This is a genomic window from Variovorax humicola (assembly GCF_037889915.1).
Classification (GTDB): domain Bacteria; phylum Pseudomonadota; class Gammaproteobacteria; order Burkholderiales; family Burkholderiaceae_C; genus Variovorax; species Variovorax humicola.
Genome location: NZ_JBBKZV010000003.1, coordinates 39,229 through 55,033 on the forward strand (window position 1 = coordinate 39,229; position 15,805 = coordinate 55,033).

General features: G+C 68.2%; 10 protein-coding genes. 5 read left to right on the top strand and 5 right to left on the bottom strand.

Annotated elements, in window-relative coordinates; genetic code table 11:
- The first annotated feature begins 61 nt into the window (after positions 1-61).
- Entirely contained in the window at positions 62-1,354 is a 1,293-nt protein-coding gene (locus WKW80_RS07130) for a cytochrome-c peroxidase (RefSeq protein WP_340362861.1), read from the top strand.
- Between the two features lie 70 nt (positions 1,355-1,424).
- Here WKW80_RS07130 and mltA read toward each other — a convergent pair whose 3' ends face one another.
- Complete coding sequence (gene mltA, locus WKW80_RS07135; protein ID WP_340362862.1) at positions 1,425-2,579, bottom strand: murein transglycosylase A; 1,155 nt, start codon at positions 2,577-2,579, stop codon at positions 1,425-1,427.
- Here mltA and WKW80_RS07140 point away from each other — a divergent pair.
- Together WKW80_RS07140 and WKW80_RS07145 are read left to right on the top strand one after the other, a co-directional pair.
- Positions 2,578-2,742, top strand: coding sequence for a hypothetical protein (locus tag WKW80_RS07140; RefSeq protein ID WP_340362863.1), 165 nt, complete (start codon positions 2,578-2,580; stop codon positions 2,740-2,742). The genes mltA and WKW80_RS07140 overlap by 2 nt on opposite strands.
- Positions 2,743-2,938: 196 nt before the next feature.
- Positions 2,939-3,595, top strand: coding sequence for a YiaD family glycine zipper/OmpA-like lipoprotein (locus WKW80_RS07145; protein WP_340362864.1), 657 nt, complete (start codon positions 2,939-2,941; stop codon positions 3,593-3,595).
- Positions 3,596-3,900: 305 nt separating this feature from the next.
- Here WKW80_RS07145 and WKW80_RS07150 read toward each other — a convergent pair whose 3' ends face one another.
- From WKW80_RS07150 to WKW80_RS07165, 4 genes are all read right to left on the bottom strand, one after another.
- The gene (locus WKW80_RS07150; protein WP_340363169.1) at positions 3,901-4,536 is read right to left on the bottom strand and encodes a response regulator transcription factor; all 636 of its coding nucleotides are present in this window, start codon (positions 4,534-4,536) and stop codon (positions 3,901-3,903) included.
- Between the two features lie 2 nt (positions 4,537-4,538).
- Entirely contained in the window at positions 4,539-6,617 is a 2,079-nt protein-coding gene (locus tag WKW80_RS07155; protein ID WP_340362865.1) for a two-component system sensor histidine kinase NtrB, read from the bottom strand.
- A 375-nt stretch (positions 6,618-6,992) separates the two neighbouring features.
- Positions 6,993-7,814, bottom strand: coding sequence for a carbon-nitrogen hydrolase family protein (locus WKW80_RS07160; RefSeq protein WP_340362866.1), 822 nt, complete (start codon positions 7,812-7,814; stop codon positions 6,993-6,995).
- On the bottom strand, positions 7,811-11,896 hold the full coding sequence (locus tag WKW80_RS07165) for a YhdP family protein (protein WP_422822864.1): 4,086 nt from the start codon (positions 11,894-11,896) through the stop codon (positions 7,811-7,813). The genes WKW80_RS07160 and WKW80_RS07165 overlap by 4 nt, the downstream gene beginning before the upstream one ends.
- A gap of 27 nt (positions 11,897-11,923) precedes the next feature.
- On the opposite strand from WKW80_RS07165, the gene glnE reads away from it, so the two are divergent.
- Positions 11,924-14,710, top strand: coding sequence for a bifunctional [glutamate--ammonia ligase]-adenylyl-L-tyrosine phosphorylase/[glutamate--ammonia-ligase] adenylyltransferase (gene glnE / locus WKW80_RS07170; RefSeq protein ID WP_340362868.1), 2,787 nt, complete (start codon positions 11,924-11,926; stop codon positions 14,708-14,710).
- Positions 14,703-15,788: a septal ring lytic transglycosylase RlpA family protein gene (locus tag WKW80_RS07175; protein ID WP_340362869.1), complete on the top strand. Its 1,086-nt coding sequence runs from the start codon at positions 14,703-14,705 to the stop codon at positions 15,786-15,788. The genes glnE and WKW80_RS07175 overlap by 8 nt, the downstream gene beginning before the upstream one ends.
- Positions 15,789-15,805: the final 17 nt, after the last annotated feature.

The following is a 15,805-nucleotide window of genomic DNA, read 5'->3' on the forward strand; positions in this document are numbered from 1 at the left end:
GTTGCCCGTGTCGTTTCCTTCGTCCTACCCCTCGTCCTTCCGCCCCGCTGCAGCAAACTGCATGCTGGCGCTGGCCGCCCTCGTCGCGATCAGCGCGGCCCACAGACCTGCCGCTGCCACCGACCTGGCTGTCCCCGTGGAAAAGACCGCCCCGCCCGCGCATGCAGGGGCCGCCTATGCGCCGGCCACCCAGGGCAAGCCGCAGGCAAGCGCCGCGCAATTGACCGAACTCGGCCGCCTCATCTTCTCGGACGCCTCCTTGTCGGCGTCGGGCCGCATGTCGTGTGCAAGCTGCCACGACCCCCGACACGCCTACGGCCCGCCGAACGCCTTGTCGGTGCAGACCGGGGGCCCCGACCTTCGCACGCCAGGGCTGCGCGCCTCGCCCTCCCTGCGCTACCTGCAGACGCTGGCCGCATTCACCGAGCACCATCACGACAACGACGGCGACGACAGCATCGACGCCGGCCCCACCGGGGGCCGCATGTGGGACGGCCGTGCCGGGTCGGCGCATGAACAGGCCGGCATGCCGCTGTTGTCGCCAGCCGAGATGGCCAATGAATCGAAGGGAGCGGTGGCGCGCAAACTGGCGCGCGCAGCCTATGCCGACAAGCTGCGCGCCGCATTCGGCAACGACCTGTTTGCCGACCCGGCGAGCACCTTTCGCGCCGCATCGATGGCGCTCGAGGTGTTCCAGCAATCGCCGGCCGACTTCTATCCGTTCGACAGCAAGTACGACGCCTACCTGCGCGGCCAGCAAAAGCTGAGCGCTGCCGAGACACGCGGCTTGAGGCTGTTCAACGACTCCGGCAAAGGCAATTGCGCGTCCTGTCACATCAGCGCGGTCACGGCGGACGGTGCCTTTCCGCTGTTCACCGATTTCGGCCTGATCGCGATCGGCGTTCCGCGCAACCGCCGGCTGCCGGCGAACGCCGACCCGGCCTTCCACGATCTCGGCCTGTGCGGGCCGATCCGCACGGACTTCAGGGACCGGCCGGAATACTGCGGCCTGTTTCGCACACCGTCCTTGCGCAACGTCGCGGTGCGCCAGAGCTTCTTTCACAACGGCGTCTTCCATTCGCTCGAGGAAGCCGTGCGCTTCTATGCTGAGCGCGACACCCATCCCGCCCGCTGGTATCCGCGCGGCAGGGACGGCCGGGTGAGGAAGTTCGACGACCTGCCGCCCGCGTACCACGACAACCTCAACGCCGACCCGCCGTTCGACCGACTCCCCGGCGACCGGCCAGCGCTCACCAACTCGGAAGTGCGGGACGTGGTGGCGTTCCTGCGGACCCTGACCGACGCCGATCAACTGCGCGCCGCGACGGGAGCCGCCCCACGTCCCCCGCGGTGAGGATGCGCTGGTCAATTCCTCGCGAGGACGCACGTTTCGCGGCAGACGTGCCGTTCGGAGTTCCCCGCCATCAAGGCGACGGCGCCGCCTGCTTCGGCCACAAGGCCCACAGCCGCAGCGGCTGGTTCATGCCCGCCGCCAATCGTCCAGCCTCCGGGCCGGTCCCGGCAAAGTAGTCGGCACGCACCGCACCGGTGATCGCCTTGCCGGTGTCCTGCGCCACCACCAGCTTCTGCAACTGCGCGGCCGGGCCGCTCGACGCGAGCCAGACGGGCGTGCCATAGGGAATGCTGTCGCGGTCGACCGCAATGGAGCGGCCGGCCGTCAAGGGCACTCCCTGTGCGCCGCGGGGTCCGGCCGACGCGTCCAGTTCGCTCATCTCTTCCTCGCGGAAAAACACATAGCGCGGGTTGCTCCAGAGCAGTTGCGGCACGCGCTGCGGGTTCTGCAGGGCCCAGTCACGCGTGTCGTCCGGCCACTTGCCGGCACGCACGCCCTGGTTGGTCAGCCATTGCTGGATGCTGCGATAGGGCTGGTCATTGGTGGCGGCGAACGCCACCCGCACCATGCGCTGCGAGCCGTCGGCCTCGGTGAGGCGCAGGCGGCCGGTGCCCTGGATGTGCAGCATCATCGCGTCGATCGGGTCGGCCATCCAGGCGATCTCGCGGCCGCGCAGCGCGGCCTGCGCCTCAGGCAGCGTGTCGATCTGCTGGCGCGTGTACCAGGGCTTGCGCGTCGCGATGCTGTCGGGCGTGCGGTAGAGGGGCACGCTGAACTGCGCGCTCGGGCGGCGCGTGGCGTCGTATACGGGCTCGTAATAACTGGTGAGTTGGCCGTCGCTCTGGCCGCTGAGCGACTCGATGCGGTAGGGCTGCAACCGCTCGGTGATCCACTGCCGCTGCGTGGAGGCATCGGCAATGGCCAGGCGCCGCACGTCGTCGCACAGCGGCCGGATGGCTGCATTGGGCCGCATGCAGTTCGAGACCAGTGCCACCCAGCCTTCATGCAACGGATCGTCGCCAAAGCCCGGCAGGTCGGCCCAGGACACAGGCACCCAGCGGCTCTTGGGATGCGTGAGCGAGCCGGCGAGCGGAGGCAATGGCGCCGGCGGCGCAACGCCCGACGGCACTGCAACTTCGGGCGTTCGCGGGCTGAATGAGCAGCCGGCCACCATTGCCACTACGATCGCGGGCCCAGCCAGCCGCCACAGGAGTCCTTTTTTCATGGGTCTGATTCTGCTTGAAGCCTTTCTCGCCGGTGCCGTGTTCATCCTGATCGTCTGGTGGACGATGTTCTCCGGGCGCAAGGGCGGCGAACTCGACCATGGCGACCATGGCGACGATGCGCCAGGCGCGGCAGACCAGGCCAAACCGCCGAAGCGTGACTGATCTGCTGTAGCCCGCTGCCGCCTCCCGCCGTCAGCCGACCGGCCATTTGCTATCTCTTTAATAGCATGGATTGGCTGCACGACAAGCCTTTCGGCCCATTTCGCCGTTACGGCTTCTTTACATGCGGACACCATAGACCGCCTTGCCCGTTCTCCATAATCCTCGGCTCTTCGCCACTATCACTGAAAGGGAATCCATGAAAAAACTCGTTCTCAGCACTTGCGCCCTGGCCGTCGTGTTGACCGGCTGTGCCGGCATGACCGACACGCAACGCAACACCGGTATCGGCGCCGGCGCGGGGGCGCTGGCTGGCGCTGCCATCGGCTCCGCTACGGGCGGCAACCGCAACGCCATTGCAGGCGGCGCTGCCATTGGCGCGGCGGCCGGCGCGCTGGGCGGCTACCTGTGGTCGCAACGGATGGAAAACCAGAAGAAGGAAATGGAACAGGCCACGAAGGGAACGGGCATCGCCGTATCGCAGACCGCAAACAACGAACTCAAGCTCGCCATTCCAAGCGATGCGTCGTTCGACACCGGCCGCGCCGTGATCAAGCCGACCTTCGCGCGCGTGCTCGACCAGTTCGCGACCGGCCTGCGCAACAACGCCAATGCCGACGTGCGGATCATCGGCCACACCGACAGTACCGGCACCGACACCATCAACAACCCGCTTTCGATCGAGCGCGCCGCCTCCACGCGCGACTACCTCATCTCGCGCGGCGTGCGTTCCAACGCCTTCAACATCGACGGCCGCGGCTCACGCGAGCCGGTGGCGGACAACGGCACCGACGCCGGCCGTGCACAGAATCGCCGCGTCGAGATCTTCGTCGGCGAACGTCCACCGCAAGGCTGAGTCCACGGCTTCCGCAGCCTCGACGCGGCGGCACCTGTTCATGTCAGATTCCGCCGCGCCATCGCATGACCCGCGACGCATGACCCGCGACGCATGAACCAGGACGAGCAAGGCGAAGTCTGTTCGTGGGCACCCGCGGAACCGGCTTTGCCGGGCCGCTGGGTGCGCCCCCTCGAGGGGGAGGCGCCGCAGGCGCATCGGGGGTGTTTGAACCTCCCCGCGGAACCGGCTTTGCCGGGCCGCTGGGTGCGCCCCCTTGAGGGGCTTGAGGGGGAAGCGCCGCAGGCACTTCGGGGGTGCTTCATCTAGATCGCCCGCAGCAGGTTGGCCAATTCCACGGCCGACTTGACTTCCATCTTCTCGAAGATGCGTGCCCGATGGACCTCCACCGTGCGCACGCTGATCGAAAGCTGGTCCGCGATGAGCTTGTTCGGCACGCCTTCCACAATCAACCGCATCACGTCGCGTTCGCGCTCGGTCAGTTCGTTCGTGCGCGCCGACAGGCGCGACCGCTCGCGCTGACGCTCCACCGCGCGCAGGGACGCCCCCAGCGCCTGCTCGATGCGGTCCACCAGCGCGTTGTCGGAAAACGGTTTTTCGCAGAAGTCGAAGGCGCCGCGCTTCACCAGGTCCACGGCGGTCGGCACGTCGGCGTGGCCGGTCAGGAAGATCACCGGCATCGTGTCGAGCAGCCCGCGCCCGGCAAGTCGCTCGAACAGTTCCAGTCCGCTCGTTCCGGGCATGCGCACGTCCAGCAGCAGGCAGCGTGGCTGTGTCGGCGCGACGAGCGCCGGGTCGCCCGCGAGCCGGTCCTCGAAAGCCTCGGCGCTGGCGAAATGTTCGCTCATGAGCCGGCGCGAGCGCAGCAGCCAGGCGAGCGCCTCGCGCACGCTGGCGTCGTCGTCGACGATAAAGATCAGGGCATCGATCGGGGGTTGCATGGTCATTGAATGGCTGCCAGGGCCGGGACTTCGGCGGGTTCTCGCACCACCGCCGGCAATGTAAATCGAAACACCGTGCCGCGCGGTCGGTTTGGCTCGAACAGCAGCGCGCCGCCGTGTTGCTCGACCACCGTGCGGCAGAGGCTCAGGCCGAGCCCCATGCCATCCGTGCGCGTGGTGAAGAAGGGCGTGAACAGGCGCCGCGCCACCGCTTCGTCGATGCCGCTGCCCAGGTCGGCCACCGAGAATTCGAGCCAGCGCCGCGCCTCGGGCGCCGCGTCCACGCGGCCGGGTGCAGTCGCCACGCGAAGCAACAGCACGCGTTCCGCGATGGCAGGCTGGTCCATCGCCTGCATGGCGTTGCGGGCCAGATTCAGCAACACCTGCTCGACCAGCGTCCGGTCGCACAGCACTTGCGGCAATGCCGGCTCCACTACGATGTCGATGCGCACCCCGAGCTTCTGTGCCTGCAGGCGCACCAGCGGCATCACTGCGTCGAGCAGGACCTGCGGCGCCACCGGCTCGCGCGTCCGGTCACGGCGGCGCACGAAGTCATGCACGCTGCGAATCACCTGCCCGGCGCGTTCGGCCTGCTCGCCGATGCGCCGCATGGCCATGGAAAGCTCGGCCGGCGTACTGCCCGCCTGGCCATCCAGGAGGTTCAGCGAGCCGGTGGCATAGCTCGCGATGGCGGCCAGCGGCTGCGTCAATTCATGGCTCAGCAGCGATGCCATTTCGCCGACGGTGGCGAGGCGTGCGCTGGCCTGCAGGCGCTCCTGGCTGGCACGCGAGATCTCCTCGATGCGACGCTGCTCGCTGAGGTCGACGAAGGCACTCATCCAGCCGGTCTGCACGCCTTGCGCGTTGATCAGCGGCGCCTCGAAGATCAGTACCGGAAAGCGCGTGCCGTCCTTGCGCATGAAGACCGACTCAAAGCCCTCGCGCGGCGGCACGCGGCCGGCAAGACGCAGCGTCTGGCGCTGGTGGTATTCATGTGCGAGTTCGGTCGGCCAGTAGGGCGCCTCGGCGCTGCCGACCAGTTCATCGAGGCTGAAGCCGACCATTGCGCAGAAGGCCGGGTTGGCATAGGTGATGCGACCCTGCAGGTCACGCGCACGCAGGCCGGTGATGACCGAGTCTTCCATCGCCTTGCGAAAGGCCAGCGTGTCGGCCAGGTCGCGTTCGGCCTTGAGGCGCCGGCGCGTGTCGCGGGCCAGCAGCACCAGCACGGACACCAGCGCGATCGACACCGCCGTGACCAGCGCAGTCAGGACGTTCGGGAACAGATCGGGCTCGGAGCGCCAGCCATCGACCCGCAGCATCAACGTGACGCCGGGCAGATCGAGCAGTTGCTGCGATGTGAAGACGCGGCTGCCGGTGCGGCGCGCCACGCCCACGGTGGCCAGCCGCGTGCCGTCGGGCTCGGTGAATGCAACCTCTTGCCCGCGCCGCAGCGTCGGTCCGACCAGTTCGGTCAGCGCGTCGCGCAGGGAATAGGTCGCGACCAGGTAGCCGCCTGCATCGGACGGCAGGCAGATCTCCAGGACCTCCATGCCGTTGCCGGTGCTGGTCGACACGTAGTGGCTGGGCGAATAGGCCGCGGACGACAGCTTGTTCGCGGCAGTGCAGGCCAGCGCAATGTCGGACTGCACGGCCTCGCGCGCGGCTTGCTCGAACAGGCGCATGCGGTAGGGCGAGTCCGTGGCGGCCAGCAGTCGCAACTGCGGATCGCGCCATTCCAGGCGCAGCCATTCGCGATGCGCGCGCAACAGGGTGGCCGCCTCGTCCTCGGGCCAGCGCCGGGCACTGACGGCATCGGTCAACAGTGCGTTCAAGCTCTGGGCGTTGCGTTGCAGTCCGCCGCGCAGTTCGGCCAGTGCGTCCGCGGTGTCGTGGTCGAGCACCACCTGCACTTGCTCGGCCTCATGCCGCCCCGCCAGCCAGACGACGGTGGTGAGCAGCACCAGCACCAGCACCGCCAACAGCAGCCACAGGAACCAGCGCTGCCACAACGAACGCAGCCGCGCAAAGGCCTGCCGTGCAGGCGCAGGCGCAGGCGATGGCGGCGCCAGATCATCCACGTCAGCTTCCCACCACGCTATCGCGTGCACCGCGACGCATGAAACCGGCGCAGTCAGATCCCCGCGATACCGCGGATCCCGCGACGCATGAAATCCAAGACAAGCTCAGCGATGTCTGTTCGTGGGCACCCGCGGAACCGGCTTTGCCGGGCAGCCGGGTGCGCCCCCTTGAGGGGGAAGCGCCGCAGGCGCTTCGGGGGTGTTTCATTTCCCCCGGGGAACCGGCTTTGCCGGGCCGCCGGGTGCGCCCCCTTGAGGGGGAAGCGCCGCAGGCGCTTCGGGGGTGTTTCATTTCCCCCGGGGAACCGGCTTTGCCGGGCCGCCGGGTGCGCCCCCTGGAGGGGGATGCGCCGCAGGCGCTTCGGGGGTGTTTCATCAGATGATCACGCGATGCGACAGCGCCGGCAATTGGCGCCGCGCTGCCTCGACCTGCGCGATGTCGATGTCGCACGACACCACGCCCTCGCCAGTTTCTCGCTGCACTGCGATCGTGCCCCACGGGTCGACCACCATCGACTGGCCCCAGGTACGGCGGCCGTTCTCGTGCTCGCCGCCCTGGGCCGGCGCCATCACCCAGGCGAGGTTCTCGATGGCACGGGAACGCAGCAGCACCTCCCAATGCGCGGAGCCGGTGGTGTGGGTGAAGGCGCTCGGCACCATCAGCAAATCCGCGCCTCGCGCCGCCAGCGCGCGGTACAGCTCCGGAAAACGCAGGTCGTAGCAAACGCTCATGCCGACGCGCCAGACGTGCCCGTCCCGCGAGGGCAACTCGAACAGCACCGGCTGCAGGCCGGGGGTGATGACCCGGCGCTCGTCATAGCGTTCGGTGCCATTGTCGTAGTAGAAGAGGTGGATCTTGTCGTAGCGCGCGACGCAGTCGCCGGCCGGCGAGAACGCGAGCGAAGTGTTCAGCACATGGCTGTCGTCTTCCGGGCTCACCAGCGGCAACGTGCCGCCCACTATCCAGAGGCCGAACTCGCGTGCCGCATTGGCCAGGAAGCGCTGCACCGGGCCCTCGCCCGGCTGCTCGCGCAACGCGATCTTGTCGGTGTCGCGCCGGCCCATGACGCAGAAATATTCGGGCAGCACCGCAAGTTCGGCACCGGCCGCGGCGGCCTCGCCCAGCAGCGCATGGGCGCGCGCGAGGTTGGCTTCTCGTTCGACCGCCGAAACCATCTGGATCGCCGAGACTTTCACTGCTTTACCTCCTGCGCACCCCGGCGCGGCACTTTGGTGATCTTCGGGTCTGCCCAAGTGCCGTCGATCTGGAATTCCTGCGTTGCCGCGGCGCTGAGCGGCTTGCTCAACGCGGCTTGCGCGAGGAAGGCTGCGAGTCCGATCGCGGGGTTGATGACGGTCGCCGCCAGCGCCGCGGTGCCGGCCGAAATCTCGGGCACCACCACCACGTGCAGCGACTGGGTCTCCCGCACGATGTTGGCGGTGCCTTCCATCAACACCGCCGCGTTCACGCCCTTCATTTGCAGGTTGTTGGTGCTCGCGGTGCCCTCGCTGATCTTCGCGTCGCCACGAATGAAGTCGAACTGGAAACCCTGGCTGAAGATGTCCCGGAAATCCAGCGTCAGGCGGCGCGGCAGCGCTTGCAGGCTCAACACGCCGAGCAGCTTGGCCAGGCCGGGGTCGGCCTTCAGGAACTGGCCCGTTTCCACGTCGATGTGGAGCTTTCCGCCAAGGCTCGGATAGTCGAGCGAAAACGGCGAGCCGCGCCAGTTGACTTCGCCCTCGAGCCGGCCGTGGCCGCGCCGCACCACGTCCTTCATGTTGAAGCGGTTGAGCAGCAGGCCGACGTCCGTGATGTCCATCGTGAAGCGCATGTTGGTGAGCCGCGCGTCCATTCGCCGGCCGGGCGTCGCAGTTGCCGGCAGGGCGGCCCAGTTGCCTTCGGCCGTGAAGCTGGCCTCGGGGGTGAGGAGGGCCAGCTTGTTCAGGCGCCATTCGCGGCTGGCACCGCCCAGGTTCACTGCGTTGATCTCCGCGCGGCCCAGATGGCGATTGAACAGCTCGAAGTCGTCGACCACGATGTCGAGCGCCGGCAGCGTGCCGGGTTGTTCGTCGAGCAGCGATTCGACTTCGGTGGCTTCGCTGGGCGCAATCCGCAGTCGTGCCAGCCGCGCATACAGGCGGCCGTCGTGCGACTGTCGGTATTCGGCGTAGCCATTGAGGTCGCTGGCGTCGATGTTGGCTCGCCACACCGCCCCTTCACGGCTGCCGCCCAGGACCACGTTCTGAAGCTTGCGCCGCGACAGCACCAGCTCCTGCGCGCGCACGACGACCAGCGTGGGCAGGTAGCCCGATGCTTCTTCCTCCGCGCTCGCATTGAGCGCTTCCGGCTGCGCGCCGGTGGCCTCGCTGAACACCGATTTCCACGCATCCACATCGAAGCGCGCCAGCCGGATGTTGGCCAGCACGCCGCGTGCCGGCGGAACGGCCGACTCGGCGCCATCGAGACCCACGCCGATTGCGCCATTGATCACCTTCGGCTCGGAGCCGGAGATGTCGCGCTGGTAGCGGATCGATGCCAGCTTTCCGAGATCCACCTGCAGTTCGTCGCGCGCCGGCGCAGTGGGCGACGCGCGCGGGAGAAGTTTCTTTTCGAGACGCAGCGCCATGGCATCGGCCGCCGGCTTGATCAGCGGCGCAGGCAGTTCGAGGGCCAGGCCCTGCAGGCTGCTGGTGAGGCTGAATTCGGCAACGCCGTCGCGCAGCGAGAACGCGCCCGCATAAGGCGTGCTGCCGCTGGTTCGTTTCGCCAACCGGCTCAGCCAGCTGACTTCGCGCATGCCGCGCAGGCCCTCGGCCGTGGCCGTGCCCTGGGCCTTGAAGACGAGTTCGCTGCCGTTGTTGCCGCCATAGCGCCCGTGCCCCTCCACCTTGACTTCGCCGCCGGCCATCCGGGCCTGCAGGCCGGCGAGCGTGAATCCGCTTTCGGTAAAGCTCAGCGTGCCGCGCGCCTGCAGGAAGGCGGGCGCTTCCGGCACCGGCTGCAGTTCGTTGTCGGTCAGCAGCACGCTGGTCTGGAGCTTGAACTTTTCCATGGCCTCGAGTGGGAGTTCGAGACGCACCTTGTAGTCGGCATTGCCGGTGGCACGCGCGCGTGCGATGGCCTCGCCGGTGGCGCCACCCACGATGGTTCCCGCCGCCTTGATCATGGAAGGCAGCGGTCCCTTGGCCAGTCCATCGATCTTCAGCAACGGCGCGGCGTGCGACATGTCTGCAATCTCGGCATCGGCCTTGGTCACCTCGATGCCCTGCATGCCGACCAGATGTCCGCGCGCGTTGCGCACCTGCATGCCCGCGCGCTCGAAGATCAACTCGCCCGAGAGCCCGGTCAATGCAGGCCACGCGTCCGCGGCCGGCGGCGCCCCTGGCGCGGGCGGCACGTAGGCATACGTCACGTCGGCCACCTTGGCCGCGATACGGAAGTCGCCCTGCTTCGGGTCCATGAACGGCACGTCGTACAGGTCGCCACGCACCTTGAAGTCGACCGTCGGGGCGGTGCCCTTGTTCACGCTGTCGCGCACATAGTCGCGCGTCGTTTTGGGAATGACCAGCGGCAGGTAGCGAAACACCCGCGTGCCGTCGGCCTTGGTGAGTTGACCTTGCAGGTCGAGCACGCCCGGATAGCGCCCGCGCGAGCGCGACGTGGCCGGATCGCTGGTGCGCCACTCTGCCTTTGCCTCGCCCTGCGTATCGGCGTTGGAGAAACGCAGGCCCGTCACCTGCACCTGGGTGCCGGACCCGTCGAGCTTCCAGGCGAGCTTGCCCGAAAGCTGGTCGATCGGCACCACCGGCTCCTCGAACACGCCGGGAAATTCAAGCGCGCCTTTCAGGATCGCCACGTCGGCCGTGCCGCCGGCCTGGGTCGCGTCGAATACGACGGTAGCGCCACGCACGCCGGGCGTTCCGGTCGGCACGGCGGCGGGCACGTTTGTTCCGCGTGGCGAGGGCGGCCTGACAGGCGCCGGTTCGGCGGCCTGCGAGGCGATGGCGAGACCGCTCACACGGCCGCGCGCCTGATACTTTTCTGGTTTGGCCAGCGGTCCTTGCCAGCTCGCCTCGATGCGCTCGACCAGGCCGCGCAAGGCAAAGGTCGCGAGCGCACGATGGCTCACGTCGTCGAGCGGCAGCCGGCTGGCGATCTGCGCGAGCGCGCCCAGGTCGAGCCGGTCAGCCCTGACCTCGCCGCGTTCAGACCCGAGGCGCCCCTTGGCCGGGGTGCGCCGGAAGCTCAGGTTGCCACCCGGCCAGCGCGTGCTGTCGGCGGCGATGAACTGCAGATCCGTGGTCGCGAAGCTGAAAGTCTCGTCGTTCATCTCGCCTGCGAGCCGGCCGGTGACGTCGCGCAACACCAGCGGCTCCAGCTTCTCGCCCAGCGCGGCATCGACACGCGACAGTGCGAGGTCGACCGCCCCCCCTTGAACCTGGCCATCGTTCACATCGGCCCAGAGTCGCAGCGCACCGTTGCCTTCGCGGATCCGCGCGTCGAGCGACACGTATGCGCCCAGCCGCGTGACGTCCATATGGGGAAAATCGGCATAGAGCTGGCCATCCCACGTCTGCCACTTGCCGTTGTGCGCCGACAGCAAGGGTTGCCGGAACTGGCCGCGCATGGTGAAACGCTGGCCCCAGCCCTCGGGCGGCGTGGCATCGAGACGCAACGCATGGCGGCGCGTGCTGTTGCGCACGACGAAGGTCACGTCGGTCAGCAGCAACGGCGCCACGCCGCGCGTTTCGTCCGTCCAGCGCACGGTGCCGCCCTTGATTGCGAATTCGCGCTGCGAAAAGAACCAGTCGGCCGCGCGGGTATCGCCGCTGGTGTCGGCGGCCATGTCGAGCCCGGCCACATGCAGCTTTCCCATGGCGTCGCGCCGCACGTCGACCTCGGGGCTCTCGATGTAGATCTGCTCGAAGTTGAAACGCCACAGCGAGCGCGGCGACACGCTGGCCACCACGCGCGCCAACCTGAGCGCTTCTCGACCCAGGCCGTCGTGCAGCACCACGTCATGCAGCTCGAAGGTGGGGAAAAGGCCCTCCGACAGCGCGGAGATTGCACCGATCCGCACGGGCACGCCGATGGCTTTGCTGGCTTGCGCTTCGAGCGCGGGGCGGTATTCGCCGATTCGCGGCACAATCCACCCGTGTAGGACAACGACCGACAGCGCGAACAACAACCAGGCGGCGATCAGGAGTCCCAGCATCCAGCGCGCCGTGACAGCGGTGGCGTGGAGCAGACGTGAGGGGGAAGACGTCGTGTCGTTCATTAAGGATCGCGCGCTGTGTCAGGAATTATGACCGCCAGCCTTCAGACCAGTTCCAGCCCGGACGCGCGCAGCCATGGTGCCACTCCAGCACCTGCGTTGCCGCTTTCATCCCATTCCCGATTCGTGCAGCGGCTGCGTCGGCGCTATGCGGCCGATCTTGCGCTGCTGCCGGCCGGTGCGCCAGTGCGGGCGCACGTGGCGCAGGCTTACGGGGCCTTGCGCGAACGCGGCGCCCCGGTCGCCGACGCCTTGCGCATCGTTCGACAGCTCGTGATGGAACGCCTCGTCACGCTCGACTGCGAAGCCGGGGCGCCGCTCGAGGACGTGACCACGGCGGTGACGCAACTCGCCGAATTCGCGCTCGACACGGCATGCCATGAGGCCCGGCGCGAGCTGGCCTTGTTGCACGGCCAGCCGCTCGGCCCGGACGGCAAGCCCGCCAGCCTCTGGATCGTCGGCATGGGCAAGCTGGGTGCGCGCGAACTCAATGTGTCCAGCGACATCGACCTGATCTACCTCTACGACGCCGATGGCGAGACAACCGGCGATGCGTCGGGCTACGGCAAGATCGCGAACCAGGACTTCTTCGGCCGCATGGTCAAGCGCATCTATGCGCTGGTCGGCGACATCACCGAGCATGGATTCGTGTTCCGCGTCGACCTCGCCTTGCGCCCGAACGGCAACTCGGGGCCGAACGCCGTCTCGCTCGATGCGCTCGAGGAATATTTCCAGGTGCAGGGCCGCGAATGGGAGCGCTTCGCCTGGCTCAAGAGCCGCGTCGTGGCGCCGTTCGACTGCATCGCCGACGCCTCGGCGCAGGCGCTGCGCACGGTGGTACTGCCCTTTGTCTTCCGCCGCTATCTCGACTACAACGTGTTCGACTCGCTGCGCGTGCTGCACCGCCAGATTCGCGAGCAGGCGGCGCGCCGCAGCGCGGGCCGTCCGGCGCGCGCCAACGACGTCAAGCTGTCGCGCGGCGGCATCCGCGAGATCGAATTCACCGTGCAACTGCTTCAGGTGGTGCGGGGCGGCCAGTACCCCGAACTGCGCACCCGCCCCACGCTCGACGCACTGCAGCGCCTCGCCCGCGCCGGGCTGATGGTGCAGGCGACCGCCGACGCACTGGCCGTGGCCTATGTCTTTCTGCGCCGTGTCGAGCATCGCATCCAATATCTCGACGACCAGCAGACCCACGCGCTGCCGGTCAACGACGACGATTTGCACTGGATCGCGCAGACGCTCGGCTACGCGGATTGCTGCGCTTTCCTGACCCAGCTCGACACGCATCGCGAGCTGGTGGCGCAGGAGTTCGACAAGCTGCTGGGCGGCGAGCCGAAGCCATGCAACGGCAAATGCAACGGCAAGTCGAGCCAGGCCACGCCGGCGGACTTGACCGACCTGCTCGAAGAGCTGCCGCCCGCATTTGCCGTGCGCATCAATCGCTGGATCGACCATCCGCGCGTGCTTGCGTTGCGCGAAGAAGCCCAGGGACGCCTGCGCCAGTTGGTGCACCGCACCGGCCAATGGATGCGCGACGAGCCCGATGGCGATGGCGCAGGCGAGATCACCGACCATCTGCAGGCGGCATTGCGCTGGGCCGACTGGATCGAACCGCTGCTGCGCCGCGAGAGCTACCTGGCGCTGCTGGTCGAGCGGCCGGTCGTGCAGCGCCGTCTGTTGCGCCTGCTGGGCGCGGCCAAATGGCCCGCCCGCTACCTGCTGAAGCACCCCGGCGTGATCGACGAACTGGCCGACAACCAGATGCTCACCAGCCGCTTCGATGCGCGGACCTTCGAGCATGAGCTCGAAGAGCGCCGCGGCGCCCTGCGCCGCACCGGCGAGGCCGACGAAGAGGCCATGCTCAACCTGTTGCGCCGCGCCCACCATGCCGAGGTGTTCCGCACCCTGGCTCGCGACGTCGAAGGCCGCATCAGTGTCGAGCAGGTGGCCGACGACCTCAGCGCGCTGGCCGACACCGTGCTGCGCGTGACTGCGCGCTGGTGCTGGCCGCTGGTGCGCAACCACCATCGCCAGCATCCCCAGTTCGCGATCGTCGGCTACGGCAAGCTCGGCGGCAAGGAGCTGGGCTACGGCAGCGACCTCGACATCGTCTTCCTCTACGACGACGACGACGAACGCGCCAGCGAGGTCTACGCCGCCTACGTGCGCAAGCTCATCAACTGGCTCACGGTAAAGACGGCCGAGGGCGACCTGTTCGAAATCGACACGGCCCTGCGCCCGAACGGCAACTCCGGCCTGCTGACCATCAGCTTCGACGCCTACGAAAAGTACCAGCTCGGCCGCGGCAGCAACACCGCGTGGACCTGGGAGCACCAGGCCATGACCCGCGCGCGCTTCGTGCTCGGCGACCCGTTGCTGGGCGCGCGCTTCGACGCCGTGCGCGAGGCCACGATCACCTCGACGCGCGATCTGGATTCGCTCAAGGAGCAGATCGTCGCGATGCGCGACAAGGTGCGTACCGCGCATCCGATCAAGGCCGATCGCTTCGACGTCAAGCACAGCCCTGGCGGCATGGTCGATGGCGAGTTCGTGGTGCAGTACCTGGTGCTGTCGGCCGGTGCACGTTTTCCGACGCTGCTGCCGAACGTCGGCAATATCGCGCTGCTGCAACGCGCCGAAGATGCCGGACTGTTGCCGCCCGGCGTAGGCCATGCCGCCAGCGTCGCCTACCGCGAACTGCGGCGCGTGCAGCACGTCGCGCGGCTCAACGAAGACCCGACGCAGGTGCCGATGACTTCGCTGGTCGCGGAACGCACCGCGATGCTCGCCTTGTGGAAGGCGGTCTTTGGCTGAACGCAGTGCGTCGGCGATGAAGCGCCCGGCATGGACGCTGTTCGCGTGCGCGGTCCTGGCGGTGCTGGCGGTGCTGGCCGGTTGCGCCAGCGGGCCGCGCGGCGGCGATGGCGCCGAAGCCAACGCACCCGCCAACCTCGACCGCGTGCCCGACGCCGAGCCGCGCGTGGAAGCCATCCGCGCCTCCGGCGGCACCAGCAAGCCCTACGCCGTGCTGGGCCAGTCGTACGTGCCGATCGTCGACGACCGCCCGTTTCGCGAGCGCGGGCTGGCGTCCTGGTATGGCCGCAAATTCAACAGCGGTTCGACCGCGAGCGGAGAGCCCTACGACATGTACGCCATGACGGCAGCGCACAAGACGCTGCCGCTGCCCAGCTACGTGCGCGTGCGCAACCCTGCCAACGGGCGTGAGGTGATCGTGCGGGTGAACGATCGCGGTCCGTTCCACGAAGGCCGCATCATCGACTTGAGCTACACCGCGGCGCTGAAGCTCGACCTGCTGCGCGGCGTGGCGCCCGTCGAGATCGAACGCATCACAAATGAAGACATCCGCACGGGCGCCTGGCGACGTGCCGGCACTACCGCGGTGGCACAACCCGCACCGACGCCACCGACGCCGCCGTCGCTACGGCAGCTACCGCCGCCGCTACAGCCATCACAGCCGACGGCAACGCAAGTCGCATCGGCGCCACAGCCCCCTGACGCGGTCGCGGTGCCGATTGCGATGACGTCGCCGGTGGTCGACCAGCCGCGCGCCACCGTCGTGGACCTGCCGCCGATGAGTGCGACCGCCTTGCCTTCGCAACCGACGCAGGCATCGCCCCGTCCCGTTGACACGGCGGCGCCCGCTACCGGCTTCTGGGTGCAATTGGGCGCTTTCATCCAGCGCGATGGCGCGGCGAGCTTCCAGGAGAAAGTGGCCCGGCAACTGCCGGCATTGAAGTTGACCGTCTTCAGCGAAAACGGAATACACCGCCTGCAGGCAGGCCCCTACGCTTCACGAGAATCCGCCTTGGCGGCCGGAGAGCAAGTCCGCAACGGCCTGGGGCTCGCGCCGGTCGTCGTCGAACGGCGCTGAGCGCTGCTGAACGAAAC